The following is a 19,186-nucleotide window of genomic DNA, read 5'->3' as shown; positions in this document are numbered from 1 at the left end:
CTGTCCCCTTTATTCACTTACGGCGTCTAGAGCCTCCTTTTCAGAGCATTAGAGCAGGGAAAATCCCCCCCTTTACGGCCCCTTTACGGCCCTGTCAAATTAGCCTTTAATCGCACCAAAATTTTCCGGAATAAATCCTTTAGGCCAAATCGTTCTATCATTATATATGGCACCCCGAAAAACAGCGCCATCTATCCTCGCTACATCAATATTAACATCTCGCAAATTGGAATTTATGAAATTAGAACCGCCTATATCAGCATTTTTTAGACTAGCCATGCAAAGATCTGCCCCTGAAAAATCAACATAAGCCGCCATAGCATCCACAAGTTTTACACCTTTCATTATAGCATCAACAAAACTTGCATTCATAAGCGCTGCACTATTCATTACAGCACCACCCAACAGAGCATGATTAAAAGAAGCGTTCCTCAAATTTGAGGCAGTAAAATCAGCCTCTGAAAGATCTAAACCATCAAAAATTGCCCGATGCAGCTCTAGCCCACTTAAGTTTGACTTAGCAAAACTAGCCAAAGGCAAATCCAGCTTTTCACCAGTTTCAAAAAAAATAGTTATCATTTGTTCCCCCAATCCACTTGATCTATCTTCAGCTCAGACACAGGTTTGGTTTGATGGACTTTATTAGGAGATAAAGACCCCGGCGTCACATCTAGATTTCGCCCTAATATTTTTGCTGCGATATAACGATGATTCCCATCAACAATCACATTGCCATCCATTTTTATTGCCGGGGCAACATCGCCCTTAAGAAGCCGATCAACATATCTTTGCACCGCAGGTAATGACACAGCGCCTTGCGCAGTAATAACACGATCACCCTGCAATGCTTTTTGAATAACTTCAGGGGTCACCTCTGAGCCCTTTGAAACCAGCGGTTTTCCTGATGCCCCAGTCGCTTTTAGGGCTGCAAGATAATCCACAGCCTTCTGAACCTGCGCAAGCTCTACAGGCTCCGGCATACCCGGACGTTTGACTTTCGAGTCTATCTGCTTACCTGCAGCAGCACCTCCGATAAGCGCCAATCGGTCCAGCGTCGGCACCCATTCATCGAGGACCTTGCTCAGGTGTATATAGCTATCGACTGATTGCTCCAACAATTCCGTCTTGTACGACTCGCATCGCGACGTCACGCACTGGATGGACACCAATGTGTCCATGCTCTCGACGATTTGGAGCCTTTTCTCCTTTGCTCTCAGCGGACCATAGGTATTTTGGGCCTCCTGTACATTGAGTTTACTTTCGTCGCTGTACCTTTCTTTCTCCCACTTGTCCTTTTGGCAACCTTCGTCTTTGCCGCAAGACCTCATGTCTTCGGCAAAAGCCAGAACATCCGAGTGTTCAATATAGTTGTTCTGAGTAGCATTCCCCGCCACCCAGGCTCCCGTCTGCAAGCTCTTGGCGTCCGCATCGCCCTGCGTCGAAGCCGCCAGCATGCCGATCAACTGCGAACTCATGGTCAGCAGGCCCTTCTTGTCATCGATGGGCAGGCTGGCGTATTGCTTGGCGAGGCTATCCACCAGCGCCTCGTTGACTCCCGCAGCCAAGGCTCCGGTACGGAAATCGCCACCGGCCGCTTCGGCGGCCAGACCTCCCATCAGGGCGTGCAAGCCGATCTTGCCGAGGCTGCCGTCGTCCAGCACACCATGGGTGGTGTCGCCAATCAGCTTGAAGCCGTAGGCCGCAAAGGCATTTGCCAGGCTGTTTTGCAACGCATCGCCCAGGCTGCCCTTGCCGCCCAGCGCCCGGTCCAACAGCACCGAAGTACCATTCTGCAGCAACTGGTTCGAGGTGAACTGGCCCACGCCTTGCCAGGTGCCCAACCCTGCGGCGGGCGCCACGGCCCCGGTGTTCGGTAGAGCGGTCGAGGTGCCGGTCTGGGTCGAGGTCCATTTGTCGTAGACGCCGGCAGTCAGCCCCGCAGTCGTGCCAGCGACTACATAGCCCCTCAGCGCATCGCTGGAGGTCACGTCCTTGACGACATCCCCCAGGTTTCCCCGGTTGTTGATGGTGCTGATCGCTCCATTGCTGGCCACGCCGCTGAGCGCTGCGGTACCTGCCGCGTTCAACCAGCCCGCCGAAGTCGTAGCGGTAGCGGCTGCGGTCGCGCCTGCCATGGAGGTTCCGGCCCCGGCCGTTGCAATCGCCCCGCTGGCTGCGCCCGCCGTGAAGTAAGTCACGACGATCGCTATCGCCAACTGCGCGCCGACGCCCAGCCCGGAGTTGCTGTACTTCCAGCTGTCATGCAGTTCCTGCACGCGCCGCCAATCCACATCGCCGCGCTGCTCCATCTGCTTCAGCCAGGCCAGTTGCGGATCCGCCTGCACCATCGCGTCGATGGTCTGGCTCACGGTCTTCTGGTCGATGTGCTTGAGGTCGATCTTCAGGCCTTCCACGGCCTTGATCGCCAGGTTGCCCTGGGCGACGAGCTGGCTCTGGCGTACGGTTTCGTCGGTCTGGCCCTTGCCCTTCGACGACTGCCACGCCAGGTCGCCCTTGCTCTTCTCGTGGCTTTCCTGGTGCAGGTCCTTTACCGCCTCGAAGGTCACCGCGCCGCCGCTGACGATGGCCAGGTCGTTGCCCGATTCCAGCTTCGCGCCCTGGTAAGTCTGGTCGCCGCCACTGAGCAGGGTGAGGTCGCCGCCGCTGGATATTTGGCTGCCCACTGCCGTCACATCGGTGATTTCGTCGCGCCGGGTCTTCTTGCTACCGAAGCTGCCTTTGCTCTTCTTGTCGTAGAGGTAGTAACTGCTGTCGTTGGCGGCCAGCAGCTCCAGCTTGTCGCCGGCCACCAGGTAGGCTTCGTCGCCGGCGCTGGCCTGGCTCGCGATCAGGCGCAGGTCCTGTCCGGCATTGATCGCCAGGTCGCCGCCAGCGTCCACGCGAGTGGCCTGCTGGGTGATCTTGTCGTCCTGGAAAGTGACCTTCTTGGTCTTGCCATAGGCATGCTCTTCGTTGGCAGCCGCGACCAGGCCCACATCGCGACCCGCCTCGAATGTCACGTCGCGACGAGCGTCGATGCGGCTGCCCACGACGCTGATATCGCGTCCGGCGCTGACGCTGATGTCGCGTCCCGCCACGACCTCGGCGCCCATCTGGGTCGTCTGGGTCTGGTATGCCTGGCTTCCTGCCGTCCAGCCCCGCTCCGCTACCGCAGCCGAAACCAGGACATCCCTGCCGCCTTGCAAAGCGAGGTCACCCTTGCTGTCGATGACACCGCCAATATTGGCTACATCGCGTCCTGCCGAAACGGTCAGCTTCTGCGCAGCCTCGATACGCGCGGCGCTATCGGCAAATGCCTCAGTGGTACCGGTTCCCCTGTAGGAAGACTGGTGCTGGGTCACCGTCCGTTCATTGATGACGTCTCCGGTAAGGGCGGAGAGGCTTACCTCGCGCCCGGCAATGATGCCGCCCTGGTCATTGCGGATGGAGCCGCTGGCCAGCAGGTCGAGGCGGTTGCCGGCCTCGATCAGGCCGCTGTTGTCGATGTTGCCGGCTGTCGCGCTGAGGTCGTTCTGCGCGCGCAGGGTACCGGCGTTCCTCAGGTCCCCACCGGTGATCAGGTTCACGTCGCGCCCCTGGATCAGCGCGCCGTTCGGGCCCAACCGCCCCTCGGCCTGGGCCAGGTAGACCACGGGGGCGAGGACCTTTTCGCCATTCACCTCGACTTCTTCCAGCCAAACGATGTCGTGGGTCAGCGCGGCCACCTGGGCGGCGCTGAGGGTGACGCCAGGGGTCAGTCCCAATACGTCCTTGCTGGCGATGGCGTTGTCCATCAGATAGCGGAACATCGCTTCGTCGCTGTTCAATCCGGCGATGAAGCGCTGCCCCGTACGCTGGACGATCGCTTCGCGTATCAGGCGCTGCTCGTATAGACCGTCGCCCAGGCGCTTCTTGCTGTCATCCGGATTGATACCCAGGCCACCGAGCAGGTAGTCCGAGTTGAGGAACTGCTTCAGCTCGGTGAGCGCCGGGTTGGTCTCGATCAGATACTTGTGGCTGTTGCTCGGTGTGGCATTGCTGGGCACGCCCTCAACGCGCGCAACCGACGGCAGGGTTTGCAACGCTGGCTGCCCAACCGGAGGCTCGGCAAGAACGGCGCTCCGCTCTTCGAGGCGAGGCAGGCTGCCCTGAGCCCTAACGGCCGAAGGCAGTGCCTGCACCGACGACTGCTCAGCCGGCAGATCGGCAAGGATGCTGCCATTGCCACCTGGACTGGAAACTACCCCCTCTACACGCACTGTCGAAGGCGAGGCCTGGACCGTCGCCTGCGCACCCTGCCAATTGGCGAGAATAGTTCCATTCCCATCGTGACCGGGCGCTGTGCCTTGAATACGATCAGCCGCGGGAAGGCTTGAGAACGAGGGTAGACCACCGCGCAGATCGGCGAGGATGACGCCATTGCCGCTGTGACCCGATGCATTGCCCTCGACGAGTCCACCCAGTCCCGTGGTCGCCTGGTGCTCACCGGCCTGGAAACGGCCAGTGTTTCCCCCGTCGCCCGAGATTGGCGCGGAAGCCCGTAGCGCATCGATAGCCTCAGCTACCCGGCCTTGATAGGCGGAACCGGTAAGCGAGGTGACCCGATCATCGCCGACACGACGCGCCTGGGTACTCCAGCCACTTGCGTCACTGCCTGCCTGTGCGGATACAGATACGCCATGGCCGCTCTGGGTGAGATCGCTGGCGGATTTCAGAGCACCACTTGCCTGGTTCACCTGGGCTCCTTGGGACGCCAGGCGGAAGAGCCCATTCTGGCCTTGAGGCAGGCTGAAGCCCGGCAAGGTGAGAGGATTGATCTGTTGCCTTGCCAAATCCGCTGGCAGTTGACTCTTCAGAGTCACTACGGCGCTCGTCGTGCTTGAAACAGCTATGTCCTGATGAGGTAACTGGGTTTCCTGAACGGCCTGAAATCCCTGTAGGACAGAGTTATTGAAACTCTCCGCAGCATTCACCGTTACACGACCGCCAGCTTGCACGACAGCACCAACCGTTGAGTTCGCCCCTTTGTTAATCGTCAACTCATCGAGAGGAGCCAATCCCTTAAGTAGATCTGGAATAGCATCCGTTTTTTTCGATGAATAATTCGGCGCCGGTATTCGTCCAATAGCCTTATTCCAGCGATCTGTGCCCGGATACTCAACATCTAAGGTACCGAAGTACAGGTGCCAACCCGGCCCACCATTTTTCCCGTTTCCATGAATGACCTCCAGCGGAGAGACTTTTTCATTAAAATTCTTGTCGAAATAATGAATATTCGGAAGTCTCCCCCCTGTGCTCGCATATCCCTCCCCATAACTGGGATCGTTGACAGCGTTATACGCCAATATGCGCATAAGCAATTCTTCGCCAAATTTACTCGGCGGCGAATAAACGCCCCTGACCGCATATTCCCCTAACGCATAACCTTTGTTTTCGAAATTACTCAGAGATAGCGTGGCGTCTCTTACAGCACTTATATTAGAAGCAATATTCTGCAGGCTTGCACCTACAACAAGCAGATCTCGACCAGCCGTAATTGAAGCAGCGGCAGAAGACTCTCCCAATGTAGACTTATATTCCCTGATCCAGACAAGCTCGCTCGAAGACCTAGTTTTTCCCCACCTCTCAGAAAGCTGACACCCCGTACAGCGGACGCCAATAGCGCTATTCTGCAAGTCACCTTCAATCTCTAGGGTTTCCCTTCTATTGAGAAGTGAACTCACGGAGAAACGCATATCACCTGTGCTCTCTAAATTCCCGGAAATGTTCTCCAAGCGATTTGCCCAGCCCCCCGCATCGTCGCGGGCGATATCCAGCCTGCCGAGGCTGTACACATCCCCGTAGAGGTTGGTGATGTCGCCGGCGCGCAGGGTCATGTCGGCGCCACTGAATAGCAACCCGCGCTCGTTGAGCAGGGCGGGCGCGTTCAATCGCAGGTTGCCGCCGCCGCCCAGGGTGCCGTAGTTGTTCAGGCTCGCGGCGCTGGCCACGAGGTCGCCGGCAGCGGTGATCCGCCCACGGTTGACCAGCAGGTTGCCGGCGCCAAGCGTGACATTGGCGCCGCCGGCGAGGCTGGCGGCATTGCCGAGGTCGAGGCTGGCGGCGTTCAGGGCGAAGTCGCCGAGGCTGGTGGCGCGGCCGTTGCCACGGTAGCCGCCGCTCAGGTCGAGTCGCAAGCTGCCGTCGCTGGCCAGCAGGCCGTCGTTGCTCCAGTCGCCGCCGCGGCCAGTGAAGGACTGCACCGCCAGCAGCTTGCCCTCGGCCGTCTGGCGGAAGGTGCCGATGTCCAAGTTCAGGCGTCCGGCTTGCAGCACGCTGCTGTTGGTCCATTCGCTGGCGCGGATGTCCAGCAGGCCATTGGTGGTCAGTTCGCCGCCGGCGCGGATCACCTGCCCGGAATCCAGGCCGAAGGTGCCGTTGCCAGTGTGGAGGATGCGCCCGCCGGCGTTGGCCAGGCTGCCCAGTTGCAGGTCGAGGTCCTGGTTGGCGCTTTCCAGCACGCCGTAGGCGTTGTTCAGGTCGCCAGCGACCAGCCGCGTGCTGCCGCTGCGGCCGAGGGCGCGCAGGCTGCCGCCGCTGTTGTCGATCGCGGCGGCGCGCAGGTGCAGCTCGCTCTCGCTTTCCAACTGGCCGAAGCGGTTGGCCAGCGCGCCGGCCAGGCTGAAGTCGATGCGCCCGGCGCCGACCTTGCCGCCCTGACCCGCCGCCGCGCCCTGGTTGAGGAAGCGCTGGCCGTCGAGGCTGAGCAGGCCGCTGGCGTAGAGGCCGCCGCCCTGGTTGTCGAAGTCGGCGGTGACGATGCGGTTGTCGCCGCCCAGCGCCGAGAGGTGGCCCTGCTGGTTGCGCACGCCTTGCCCGGCGCGAATCTCCAGCGACTGCGCCTGGGTGACGCCGGCGCTGTTGTCGAACAGCCCGGTGACCAGCTTCAGCCAACCCTTGGCGCTGTTGAGCACGCCGCCGGCGCCGTTGTCGAGGCTGCCGCTCTGCAGGTCGAGGTTGCCGGCCCGGCTGTCCAGGCGGCCGCCCTGGTTGTCCAGCGCGCCGCCGATACGCAGCCGGTTGTCGCCCTGGGCCTGGAGCGTGCCCTGGCGGTTGTCCAGGCTGCCGGCCTGCACCTCGAGGGCGCCGGCCTGGCTGAAGATCAGCCCGTCCTGCTGGTTGCGCAGGGCGCCGCCGCCCAGGCGCAGGCTCATGTCGGCCTGGCTGGCGAGGGTGCCGGAGGCGCTGTTGTCGAGGCTGCCGGCGCTGATCTCCAGCAGCCCCTGGCTGACCAGCTTGCCGCCGCGGTTGTCGACGCTGGCGCTGCGCAGCAGCAGGTCGCCGCCGCTGGCCAGGCGCGCCGCGCCGGTGTTGACCAGGGCGCCGCCGAGGATGGCGTCGAGCCGGCCCTGGCTGATCAACTGGCCGTCGCTGTTATCCAGGCTGGCGCCCTTGAGCAGCAGGCTGCCGCCGTTGATCCGGCCGCCGGCGTTGTTCAGCAGCGTATCGTCGCGCTCGAAGCTCAGCGCGCGCTGCGCCGAGACCAGGCCGCCCTGGCCGTTGTCCAGCTTCCCGACGATGCTCAGGGTCACGTCGCTTTCGCCGGAGACGATGCCCTGGGCGTTATCCAGGCTGGCGGCGTCGATCCGTTGCGCGCCCTTGCTGACCAGGGCGCCCTGGCCGTGGTTGTCCAGCGCGCCGCCGAGGCTGATGGCCAGCTCGCCGTCCTTGCTCGAAAGGGTGCCGCCGGCGCTGTTGTCCAGGCTCCCGCCTGTCACCGTCAGGCCCTGCCATCCGGAGAGCAGGCCGGCGCCGGCGTTGCCCAGCGCGTCGGCGTCCAGGCGCAGTTTCCCGGCGCTGATGATGCGCCCCTGCTGGCCGTTGTCGATGCGCCTGGCCAGCAGCTCGAAGCCCTGCTGGCTGGAAATCTCGCCGCCCTGGCGGTTGTCGAGGACGTTCAGCCGCTCGATGCTCAGCGGGCCGCGGGCACTGATCAGGCCGCCCTGGTTGTCCAGGTCGCCGCCCCGCAGGTCGAGACTGACGCCGCGCTCGCCAATCAGCCGGCCCTGGCGTTGCACCAGGCGCTCGACCGTCAGGCGCAGGTCGCCCCGGGCGGAGATTTCGCCGCCGTCGGCGGAATCGACGCGCCCTGCCGTCAGTTCCAGTTCGCCGTCGCTGGTGAGCAGGCCGCCACGGTTGTCCAGGTTGGCGGCGCTCAGGCGCAGCGACTGCTTGCCACTGAGGGCGCCGCCACGGTTGTCGAGGTCGGCGCTGCTGACGTCCAGCACGCCCTGGCTGATCAGTTGGCCACCCTCGGCGTTGTCCAGCGCACCAGTGACGACGCTCAGGCCGGCGTTGCCAGAGAGCAGGCCCTTGCCGCTGTTGTCCAGCGAGGCGCTGGCGAGCGTCAGGCGGGCGCCGGAAACGGTGCCTTCGGCGTGGTTGTCCAGCGCGCCATCGACGCGCAGGTCGATGCCGGCGCGGCTGGCCAGGGTGCCCTTGGCGCTGTTGTCCAGGCGAGCGGCCGCGATGTCCAGGCCGGCGGCGCCGGAGATCACCCCGGCCAGGCTGTTGTCCAGGGCCTGGGCGATGCGCAGGGTCAGGCTGTCGGCGCCGATCAGGCGCCCGCCGCGGTTGTCCAGGCTGGCGGCGGCGAGGGTGAAGGCGCGGTCGCTGGAGATTTCCCCGCCGGCGCCGTTGTCCACCGCGCCGAGCTGGCGCAGCAGCAGCGCGCCGGGCGTGGCGATCAGGCCGCCGTCGCGGTTGACCAGCGTGCCGCCATTGAGGTCGAGGGTGACGCCGGTTTCGCTGACCAGAACGCCGCCTCCGCGCTGGTCGAGGCCTTTCAGGTTGGCGTCGAGCAGGCCCTTGGCGCTGATCCGGCCCTGCTGGCCGTTGTCCAGCCGGGCGGCCACCAGGGTGATGCCGGCGTTGCTGCCGATGCCGCCGTTGCGGCTGTTGTCCAGCACGCCGGTGCGGATATCCACCGCACCCTTGGCGCTGATCACGCCGGAACGGCTGTTGTCGAGGCTGGCGCCCTTCAGCGTCACGCCGGCATCGCTGAGCAGCCTGCCGCCCTGGTTGTCCAGCGCGGCCTGGCTGGTCAGCGCCAGCGCACCGGCGCTGGAGAAGGTTCCGCCACGGTTGTCCAGGCGCGCGACGCGCGCCGTCAGGCTGCCTTCGCTGACCAGCGCGCCGCCCTGGTTGTCCAGCACGCCGCCGAGGCTCACGCTCAGGCTGTTCTGGCTGTCGAGCCGACCGCCGTCGCCGTTGAACAGTTCGCCGCCGTCCAGGCTCAGGCCGTCGCGCCCGGCCAGCACCCCCTTGGCCTGGTTCAGCAGGCGCTGCACGGTGAGGCGCAGGCCGCTGTCGCCGATGACCTTGCCGCCGCGGTTGTCCAGTTGCTCGCGGGCGTTCACGGCGACCTTCGAGGTGCTGGAAATCTCGCCGGCGCGGTTGTCGACCTGCCGCGCCTCGATAGCGATGCCGCCATTCGCGGCGATCAGCCCGGACTGGCTGTTGTCGAGCGTGTCGGCGCGAAGGTCCAGGCTCCCCTGGCTGACCAGTTCGCCGCCTTGCTGGAGCAGCGTACCGACCGCCGCCTCCAGCACGCCTCTGGCGGCGATACGGCCTTGGTTGCCGTTGCTCACCTGGTCGGCTACAAGCTCCAGGCGGCCTTCACTCACCAGGCTGCCTTGTTCGGCGTTGTCCAGGCTGGTCACGCTGATACGGGCATCGCCCTTGCTGCCGATGGTTCCCGCACGGTTGTCCAAGACCTGAGACTCGATGGCCAGTCCGTCGGTCGCCAGGACCTGCCCCTTGAGACTGTTGTCCAGTGTCTTGGCGATGCGCAGGGTCAAAGCTTCGCTGCTGATCAGCCGCCCGCCCTGATTGTTCAGTGTGTTGGCGGCGAGGGTGAAAGCACGGTCGCTGGATATCTCTCCGCCGACGCTGTTGTCCACCATGCCGAGTTGGCGCAGCAGGAGCGCGCCAGGCGTTGAAACCAGACCGAGGTCGTGGTTGTCCAGGGTGCCACCGTTGAGGTCGAGGGTGACACCGCGCTCGCCGACCAGCGAGCCTCCCCCCTGCTGAAGCAACCCTTTCAGGTTGGCGTCGAGCGTACCCTTGGTGCTGATCCGTCCTTCCCGGCCGTTGTCGACCAACCCGGCGACCAGGGTGACGCCCGTATTGCCGCCAATGGATCCCTTCTGACTGTTGTTCAGGGCTCCGGTACGAATGGCCACAGCCCCTTTCGCACTGACCAGGCCCGCACGGCTGTTGTCGAAGCCAGTGCTGTTCAGGGTGGCTCCAGCATCGGTCACCAACCTGCCACCCTGGTTGTTCAACTCGCCCCGGCTGGTAACGAGCAGGCTACCCGCACTGGAGAAAGTCCCCGCCTGGTTATTGACCTGGTCGGCCTTCACTGTCAGCGACCCTTCGCTGACCAGTGCACCGCTCCCCTGGTTGTCCAATGCACCACTGAGCGTTACATCCACCAGGCGTTGGCTGCTGAGCAGGCCGCCATCGCCATTGAGCAGTTCAGCGCCGTCCAGGTGCAATCCATCGCGACTGGCGAGCACACCCTTGGCCTGGTTCAGCAGGCGCTGCACGGTTAGGCTCAGCTCACTGTCGCCGATCACCTTGCCCCCCCGGTTGTCCAGTTGTTCCCGGACAGCCAGAGCCACCTTGGCCACGCTGGATATTTCCCCACCGCGGTTATCGATCTGGCGTGCCTCGGCGGTGACCCCGCCATCGGCGCTCACCAGGCCGCCATTGCGGTTATCCAGGCTATCGGCGTCGAGAGTCAGCGTCCCCTGACTGGCCAGTTCTCCACCCTGCTGCTCGAGGGTGCCAACCGTGACCTGCAGATCGCCCTTCGCGGCAATGCGCCCCTTGGCGCTGCTCACCTGCTTGGCGGTCAGATCCAGGGCGCCTTCGCTGACCACGCGGCCTGCCTCGTTCTCCAGGCGGTTCACCCCGATGTGTGTATCGCCCTTGCTAGCAACGATGCCGCTATGGTTGTCGAAGACGAGTGCAGCGACATCCAGCCCTCCGCTTGCGGAAAGAACGCCTTGGAGGCTGTTGTCCAGTGCCTGGGCGATGCGCAGGGTCAGGGAGTCGCCGCTGATCACGCGGCCACCCCGGTTGCTCAGCGCGGTCGCGGCGAGGGTAAAGCTTCGATCGCTGGAGATCTCGCCACCGCCACTGTTGTCCACGACACCCAGTTGCCGCAGCAGCAAGGCTCCAGGCGTGGCGATCAGGCCCTGAGCACGGTTGACCAGTTCTCCCCCGCGCAGATCGAGCGCGATGGCCGTATCGCTGACCAGCCTGCCGCTGCCCTGCTGATCCAGCCCCTTCAGGTTGGCATCGATCGCACCCTTGGCAGTGATCCGGCCGTTCTGGCTGTTGTCCACCAGGTCCGCGACCAGCGCGAGCCCGGCACCGCTGCCTATGCCGCCCTTCTGGCTATTGTTGAGGCTGCCAGTACGGATCTCCGCGGCCCCCTTGGCGCTGACGATGCCGCCCTGGCTGTTGTCGAGGCTGGCGCTGCGCAGGACGGCACCGGCGTCGGTGACCACCCTGCCCCCCTGGTTGTTCAACGCACCCTGGCTGGAAAGCGACAAGGTCCCGGCGCTGGAGACTGCACCGCCCTGGTTGTCCAGCCGACCGCTATTCACGCTCAGGCGTCCCTGGCTGCTCAAGCTGCCCGCCTGATTGCCCAATACGCCGTCCAGAATGACGTCGATGCTTTGCTGGCTGCTGAGCAGGCCGCCGTTGCCATTGAACAGTTCGGCGCCATTCAGGCGCAGCCCATCACGACTGGCGAGTACCCCGCCGTCCTGGTTGAGTACCCGTGGCGCGGCGAGGCGAAGTCCGCTATCGCCGATGGCCTTGCCGCCTCGGTTGTCCAACTGCTCGGCGACGTCCAGTGTCACCTGGCCCGGGCCGGCGATTTCGCCCGCACGGTTGTCGATCCTCCGGGCGGAAACGGTGAGGTTGCCATCAGCACTGACCAGACCGCCGCTGCGGTTGTCGAGGCTATCGGCCTCGAGCATCAGCGCACCCTCGCTGCTCAATTCGCCACCCGCCTGGTTAAAGGCTGTCACGCTGGCGTGCAGGTCACCCCTGGCCGCGATCCGTCCCCTGACACTGTTCGCTCGCTCGGCAGTCAGTTTCAGACGACCTTCGCTAAGCAGGTCGCCGTCATCGTTTTCCAAACGGGACACGTCGATATCGACGGCGCCCTTGCTGCCGATGGAGCCACTGCGGTTGTCCAGGGCAAGCGCCCGGATATCCAGGCCTCCGGTGCCGGAGAGAACACCTTCGAGGCTGTTGTCCAGAGCCTGGGCGATGCGCAACGTCAGTACACCGCCGCTGCGCAGGCGGCCACCCTGGTTGGTCAGCGCGGAGGTGGTGAGTGTGAAGGCTCGGTCGCTGGAAATTTCCCCGCCGCTGTTGTCCACCATGCCGAGTTGGCGCAGGAGCAAGGTTCCAGGCGTGGCGATCAGGCCCTGAGCGCCATTGGCCAGGGTTCCCTCGTTCAGGTCGAGTATGATGCCGGCATTACTGACCAGCCGCCCTTTACCCTGCTGATCGAGTCCCTTGATATTTGCGTCGATCATGCCTTTGGCAGTGATCCGGCCTTCCTGGCTGTTATCCACCTCAGTAGCAATCAGGCCGAGCCCGTCATTGCTGCCAAGATTGCCTTTCTGGCTGTTGTTCAGAACCCCGGTATGGATCTCCGCCGCTGCGTTGGCACTGATGATCCCTGATCGGCTGTTGTCCAGGCTGGCGCTGGTCAGGCGCAGGCTGGAGTCCGTCACCAACTTGCCGCCACGGTTGTCCACCGCCTCCTGGCTGCTCAGTCTCAGCGCACCGGCGCTGGACAGAGTGGCGTCCTGGTTGTGTATGCGCCCGGCGCTCACCGTCAGGGTACCGTCGCTGAGCAGCGCGCCCTTGCCCTGATTGTCCAGCACGCCGTCCAGAGTGACCTCTATATGTCTCTGACTGCTGAGCAGTCCGGCATTGCCATTGAACAATTCGGTACCACTCAGGCGCAGCCCATCGCGGCTGGCGATTACTCCCTTGTCCTGGTTGAGCACGCGTGGCGCGGTGATGCCCAGACCACTGTCAGCAACGACTTTGCCGCCACGGTTGTCCAGTTGCTCAGTGAGATTCAGCGTCGCCACGCCCTGGCTGGCAATCTCGCCGGCACGGTTGTCCACCTGCCGGGCATCGATGACCACACCTCGGTTGCCGGCGATGCGACCAGCGCCGTTGTCGACTTTGTCGGCGTCGAGGGCCAGCGCGCCCTGAGTCGTCAGCTCTCCCCCGTTCTGCACCAGCGCACCGAGTTTGGCACGCAGTTCATCCTTGGCGACGATACGCCCCTTGGAATTGTTCGCCTCATCGGCCGCCAGCTTCAGGCCGCGTTCGGCGATCAGCGTGCCAGCGTCGTTTTCCAGGCGGGTCACACCGATATCGATGGCGCCCTTGCTGCCGATGGAGCCACTACGGTTGTCCAGGACGAATGCCTGGATATCCAGACCTCCGGCACCGGAGACAATCCCCTCGAGGCTGTTGTCCAGGGCCTGCGCGATACGCAAGGTCAGGGCTCCGCCGCTGAGCAGGCGTCCCCCCTGGTTGTTCAACGCGGAGGTGGCAAGAGTGAACGCGCGGTCGCTGGAGATTTCCCCACCGCTGTTGTCCACCACGCCGAGTTGGCGCAGGAGCAAAGTGCCAGGCGTGGCGATCAGGCCTTGAGCGCGATTGACCAGGCTTCCCTTGTTCAGATCGAGCGTGATGCCGGTATCGCTGACCAGGTTGCCCCTGTCATGCTGGTCCAGCCCTTGGAGATCCGCATCGATCGCACCCTTGGCAGCGATCCGGCCCGCCTGGCTGTTGTCTACCCGAGCGGCGACCAGGGTGAGTCCCGCATCGCTGCCGATACTGGCTTTCCGGCTGTTGTTCAGGTTGCCGGTACGAATCTCCACGGCCCCCTTGCCACTGATCGCACCGGCCTGGCTGTTGTCGAGGCTGGCGCTGCTCAAGCTAAGTCCAGCGTCGCTCGCCAGTCTGCCGCCCTGATTGTTCAGGGCGCCCTGGCTGGTCACTGCCAATGCCCCTGCGCTGGATAGCGTACCGCCCTGGTTGTCGAGCCAGGCTGACTTCACCGTCAGGAAGCCCCGGCTGTCCAGGCTGCCGGCCTGGTTATCGAACGCACCGGCCAGGGAGACGTCGATACCCTTCTGGCTGGACAGCAGGCCCCCCGCGCCGTTGAACAACTCCGTAGCACTCAGGCGCAGCCCATCGCGGCTGGCGAGTACCCCCTTGTCCTGGTTGAGCACGTGCGGCGCGGTGATGCCCAGACCACTGTCACCGACGATCTTGCCGCCACGGTTGTCCAGCTGCTCAGTGAGGTTCAGCGCCACCACGCCCTGGCTGGCAATCTCGCCGACGCTGTTGTCCACCTGCCGGGCCGTGATGTCTACGCCCTGGTTGCCAGCGATACGGCCAGCGTTATTGTTTAGGATGCCCAGGTCGAGAGTCAGCGAGTCCTGACTGGTCAGTTCTCCTCCCTTCTGGCTCAGCGTGCCAACCTTGGCATGCATGCTACCATTGGCGGCGATACGCCCCTTGGAACTGTTCGCCTCATCGGCCGCCAGCTTCAGGCCGCGTTCGGCGATCAGCGTGCCAGCGTCGTTTTCCAGGCGGGTCACACCGATATCGATGGCACCCTTGCTGCCGATGGAGCCACTACGGTTGTCCAGGACGAATGCCTGGATATCCAGACCTCCGGCACCGGAGACAATCCCCTCGAGGCTGTTGTCCAGGGCCTGCGCGATACGCAAGGTCAGGGCTCCGCCGCTGAGCAGGCGTCCCTCCTGGTTGTTCAACGCGGAGGTGGCAAGAGTGAACGCGCGGTCGCTGGAGATTTCCCCACCGCTGTTGTCCACCACGCCGAGTTGGCGCAGGAGCAAAGTGCCAGGCGTGGCGATCAGGCCTTGAGCGCGATTGACCAGGCTTCCCTTGTTCAGATCGAGCGTGATGCCGGTATCGCTGACCAGGTTGCCCCTGTCATGCTGGTCCAACCCTTGGAGATCCGCATCGATCGCACCCTTGGCAGCGATCCGGCCCGCCTGGCTGTTGTCTACCCGAGCGGCGACCAGGGTGAGTCCCGCATCGCTGCCGATACTGGCTTTCCGGCTGTTGTTCAGGTTGCCGGTACGAATCTCCACGGCCCCCTTGCCACTGATCGCACCGGTCTGGCTGTTGTCGAGGCTGGCGCTGCTCAAGCTAATTCCGGCGTCGCTCGCCAGTCTGCCGCCCTGATTGTTCAGGGCGCCCTGGCTGGTCACTGCCAATGCCCCTGCGCTGGATAGCGTACCGCCCTGGTTGTCGAGCCAGGCTGACTTCACCGTCAGGAAGCCCCGGCTGTCCAGGCTGCCGGCCTGGTTATCGAACGCACCGGCCAGGGAGACGTCGATACCCTTCTGGCTGGACAGCAGGCCCCCCGCGCCGTTGAACAACTCCGTAGCACTCAGGCGCAGCCCATCGCGGCTGGCGAGTACCCCCTTGTCCTGGTTGAGCATGCGTGGCGTTGTGATGTCCAGGCCACTGTCACCGACGATCTTGCCACCGCGGTTGTCCAACTGTTCGCGAGCGCTCGCCACCACCCTCGACGTGCTGGAGATATCGCCCGCTCGGTTGTCGATCAACCGAGAGCTCAAGTCGAGATCCTGGCCGGCGACAATGCGACCGCTGCGATTATCGAGCCGATCCGCCTTCAGGAGCGTACGGCGCTCGCTGACCAGCTTGCCGCCCGCACTGTTGTCCAGACGAGCGACCTCGATGTCCATGTCTCCCTTGCTGGAAAGGAGACCGGCACTGCGATTGTCCAGTGCGGCAGCCTGGACCTGCAGTTCGTTCAGACCGACGACCTGGCCGCCACGGTTGTCGAGATCGCCACGGGTCTTGACCACGGCGCGGTCCCGGCTCTGCAACAGGCCGTCCTGGCGGTTGTCCAGGCTGCTCGCCTCGACCCGCAGTTCGCCCTCGGCGAGCAGCTTGCCGCCACGGTTGTCCAGGTGTCCGCCGTCGACCCGGACGGTCGCCCCCTTCAGGCTGCCGCCCTGGTTGTCCAGCGCCTGGCTCGCCTTCGCTTCCAGCGCGCGGCTGGCCACCAGGCTGCCGGCGTTGCGCAGGGTGCCGCTGCGCAGCTCGAGGTCGCCGCGCGCGTTGCGCCGCTCGTCCGGCTCGACGCCGGCTTCGATCACCCCGGCGTTGTCGAGGCGCGCGGCGTCCAGCGCGATGCGTTCGCGCGCCGCCAGGCTCTGCCGGTTGACCAGTTCCTCCGCGCTGCGAATCTCGGCGCTGCCGCCGGCGTAGGTCTTGCCATTCAGCTCCACGGCCTGGGCCGCGATCTTCAGGTCGCCCTGGCTGGAGGCCTGGGCCAGGCTCAGCTTGCCGCTGGCGTCGATGCGGATGTCGCCGCCGCTGGCGGCCATGTCGCCGGCCAGCTTCACCCCCACGCCCTGCTCGGTGCCGACCAGGCGGATCGCCCCGGCGTACATCCCGCCCAGGGCCGAGCTGTCAATCGCCAGCTGCGGCTTCTCGCTGCCATCGGCGGCGCGCGGCGTGGCCTGCAGGCTGTCGGCCTGGACGTCGTTGCGGCCGGTGACGATGTTGAGGTTCTTCGCGTAGAGCTTGGCGTTGAGCTTGGCGCTGCGGGTGATCAGGTCGAACTGTTCGAGGTTGCCGACGTTCAGTTCGGCGCCTTCGACGACGATGTCGCCGCCGTCCACCTGGAAGCGCTCCAGGCGCTGGCCGTCCATGATCGGCTTGCCGGTGGTGAGGGTCGCGCGCGGCGTGTTGATGAAGCCGCAGCCCTGGCAGGTGATGCCGTGCGGGTTGGCGACGATCACCCGCGCCGACTGCCCGGCCACCTCGGTGTAGCCGGCCAGGGTGCTGCGGTTGCCGCCGGTGACCTGGTTGAGGATCACCTGCGCCGCCTGGCCCTTGAGGTTGGGGTTGCCGAGGATGATCCCGCCGAGCTGGGTACCCTGGGTCTTGCCGGTGGCGTTGTTGAGGATCAGCCCGTTGGCGCCGACGTTGTAGTCGCGGAAATGGTTGTTCGACAGCCCGGCGCCGTTGGGCGTGGCGATATTGACGATGGGCACGCCGTTGCCCGCCTGGCCCAGGCCGGTGTTGCCGCCGGCGGCCTTGTCCAGCGCCAGCCCCGCCGCCGCGGCGACGATCGGGTTGAGGAACAGGATGCCGGCCAGGGACAGGGCGATGCACTGGTTCAGCGGGCTGCGGATGTCCATATCGTTACTCCTTGGCGGGTAGGGGCCCGGCGAGGTTAAGCAAGGTTTTCCAAGGAAAGGGCCTCGATGCAGGTAGGCGCTTTCCTAAAGCGTTCAGGAGGTCGCCGCGTCTTCAGAAGAACGCGTCGACCCGGAAATAGATCGGGTGCTCGCGCCGCTCGATGGCGCTGGGCCGCTCCAGCGAGCGGGCGAAGCCGACGCTGGCGGCGAAATAGCGGCCGCGGGCATCCAGTTCGATGGCGTTGCCGCTCATGCGCCCGCTGGCGCCGTCGTTGTAGCGGTCGTGGCGGATCACGCCGACGTCGTAGGCGAAGGCCACGCCGTATTCCTGCAGCCAGGGCCGCAGCGGCGCCCATTCCACCGCACGCCGCCAGCGCAACTGGTTGCGCCAGTAGCCGCCGCTGTCGCCGGTCAGGGTCTGGTCCTTGAAGCCGCGCACCGAGCTGTTGCCGCCGAGGCTGATGCGCTGCGGGCTGAACAGCACGTCCTCGCTCCTTTGCCCGGTGGCCAGGCTGTCGAAGCTGAAGCGCTCGCCCCATAGCTGGAACGGCTGCAGGTAGCTGAGGGTCAGGCTGTACTTGTCGTAGCGCGCATTCGGATCGCCCGCGTGCGGGTGGCCGCGACCCTGCGCGCCAAGGGCGCCGATGCCCTGCTGCCAGCCAAGGTCGAGGTTGACGAAGCCACTGCCGATCCGCCGGCCATGGTTGAAGCCGAGCTGGGTCTCGGTGATCCGCGTGCTCTGGTCTTCCAGGCGGGTGTCTTCGACATAGTTGTTGGTGCGCTGGTGGCTGAGCCCCAGGCTCATGGCGGTCTTGCTCACGCCGTCGCGGTGCAGCACGCGTTCGGCGCGGAACTGGTGGCTGCGGCTGTCGCCATCGAGCTTGAAGGGGAAGCCGCTGGCCTCGTTGCGCGTGCGGTAGTCGCTCTGGCTGTAGCCGTAGGTGAAGGTCCACCAGCCCCAGGGCAGGCTGTAGAACAGGCTCTGGCTGTCGGAATGGCGCCAGCGGTCGGTCACCGCGTCGCGGTTGGCGCGCAGGTTGAGCTGGTCGGCCAGGCCCAGCGGGCTGTCCCAGTCCAGGCCCAGGCCCATCTGCTGCTCGCCGGTACTGACGTCGCCGTCGTTGTTGCGCGTGGCGGAGACCCGCCAGGGCTTGTCGCGCTCGCCCTTGAGACGCACCCGGCTGCCGCCGACCTCGCTGCCGGGCACCAGCTCCAGTTGCGCCTGGCGCGACGGCAGGCGGCTCAACTGGTCGACCAGTTGCTCCAGCTCGCGCAGGTCGAGCAGCTCGCCGGTCCTGCCCGGAAAGCTCATCGCCAGTTCGCGCGGGCTGGCCAGCGCGGAGCTGTCCAGGCCCTCCAGGCGGCCTTCGACGACGATGATGCGCAGGGTCCCGGAGGCCAGGTCCTGCTGTGGCAGGTAGGCACGGGTGGTGACGTAGCCGCGATCCAGGTAATGGTCGGTGACGGCCTTGAGCAGCGCATTGAGCTGGCCGACGCCCAGGCAGCGCCCCTGGTAGGGCGCCAGCAGTTGGCGACGCGCGCTTTCGTCGAGGTGCCCGGCGCCTTCCAGCTCGATGCGGCGGATCTCGAAGCAGCGCTCGTCGTCGCCGGAGGCATCCGCAGCGGCGGGCGCTCCCTTGCCGGGCAGTTGCTGGAGTTCCTCCAGGCGCTTGCGCTGTTCGTCCAGCAGGCGCTGCTGGCGGTCGCGGATCAGGTCGCGGTCGCCGGGGGAGGTGAAGGGGGCGGCGCTGGCAAGCAGCGGCAGTAAAACCAAGCCAGCGACAACCGCTCGATAGCTAGAACGCAACATCCGATGTCCTGCGAGTTCCCTTCAATATCCACCGCATAGCTAAACGACATGGGCGTGTTGAGGGGGGATT

The 19,186-nt window shown here is 64.6% G+C and carries 3 protein-coding genes; all 3 read right to left on the bottom strand.

Annotation, left to right across the window (positions count from 1 at the left end):
• Positions 1 to 99 precede the first annotated feature (99 nt).
• Complete coding sequence (locus tag ACM0M4_RS14645) at positions 100 to 579, bottom strand: pentapeptide repeat-containing protein (protein WP_034039270.1); 480 nt, start codon at positions 577 to 579, stop codon at positions 100 to 102.
• Positions 576 to 17,306 carry a two-partner secretion system exoprotein TpsA1 gene (gene tpsA1, locus ACM0M4_RS14640; protein ID WP_434324258.1) on the bottom strand — a complete coding sequence of 5,577 codons (16,731 nt, stop codon included), beginning with the start codon at positions 17,304 to 17,306 and terminating at the stop codon, positions 576 to 578. The genes ACM0M4_RS14645 and tpsA1 overlap by 4 nt, the downstream gene beginning before the upstream one ends.
• A 112-nt stretch (positions 17,307 to 17,418) precedes the next feature.
• On the bottom strand, positions 17,419 to 19,116 hold the full coding sequence (tpsB1, locus tag ACM0M4_RS14635) for a two-partner secretion system transporter TpsB1 (protein WP_059303336.1): 1,698 nt from the start codon (positions 19,114 to 19,116) through the stop codon (positions 17,419 to 17,421).
• Positions 19,117 to 19,186: the final 70 nt, after the last annotated feature.

Source organism: Pseudomonas sp. 18-147 (genome assembly GCF_051048045.1).
Classification (GTDB): Bacteria; Pseudomonadota; Gammaproteobacteria; order Pseudomonadales; family Pseudomonadaceae; genus Pseudomonas; species Pseudomonas aeruginosa.
The sequence above is the reverse complement of the archived record's forward strand: the minus strand, read 5'-3'. Positions and strand labels throughout refer to the sequence as shown.

What these genes read in the sequence shown, in the direction of transcription:
- tpsB1 (WP_059303336.1), bottom strand. Translation starts at nt 19,116, where the DNA reads ATGTTGCGTTCTAGCTATCGAGCGGTTGTCGCTGGCTTGGTTTTACTG.
- tpsA1 (WP_434324258.1), bottom strand. Translation starts at nt 17,306, where the DNA reads ATGGACATCCGCAGCCCGCTGAACCAGTGCATCGCCCTGTCCCTGGCC.
- ACM0M4_RS14645 (WP_034039270.1), bottom strand. Translation starts at nt 579, where the DNA reads ATGATAACTATTTTTTTTGAAACTGGTGAAAAGCTGGATTTGCCTTTG.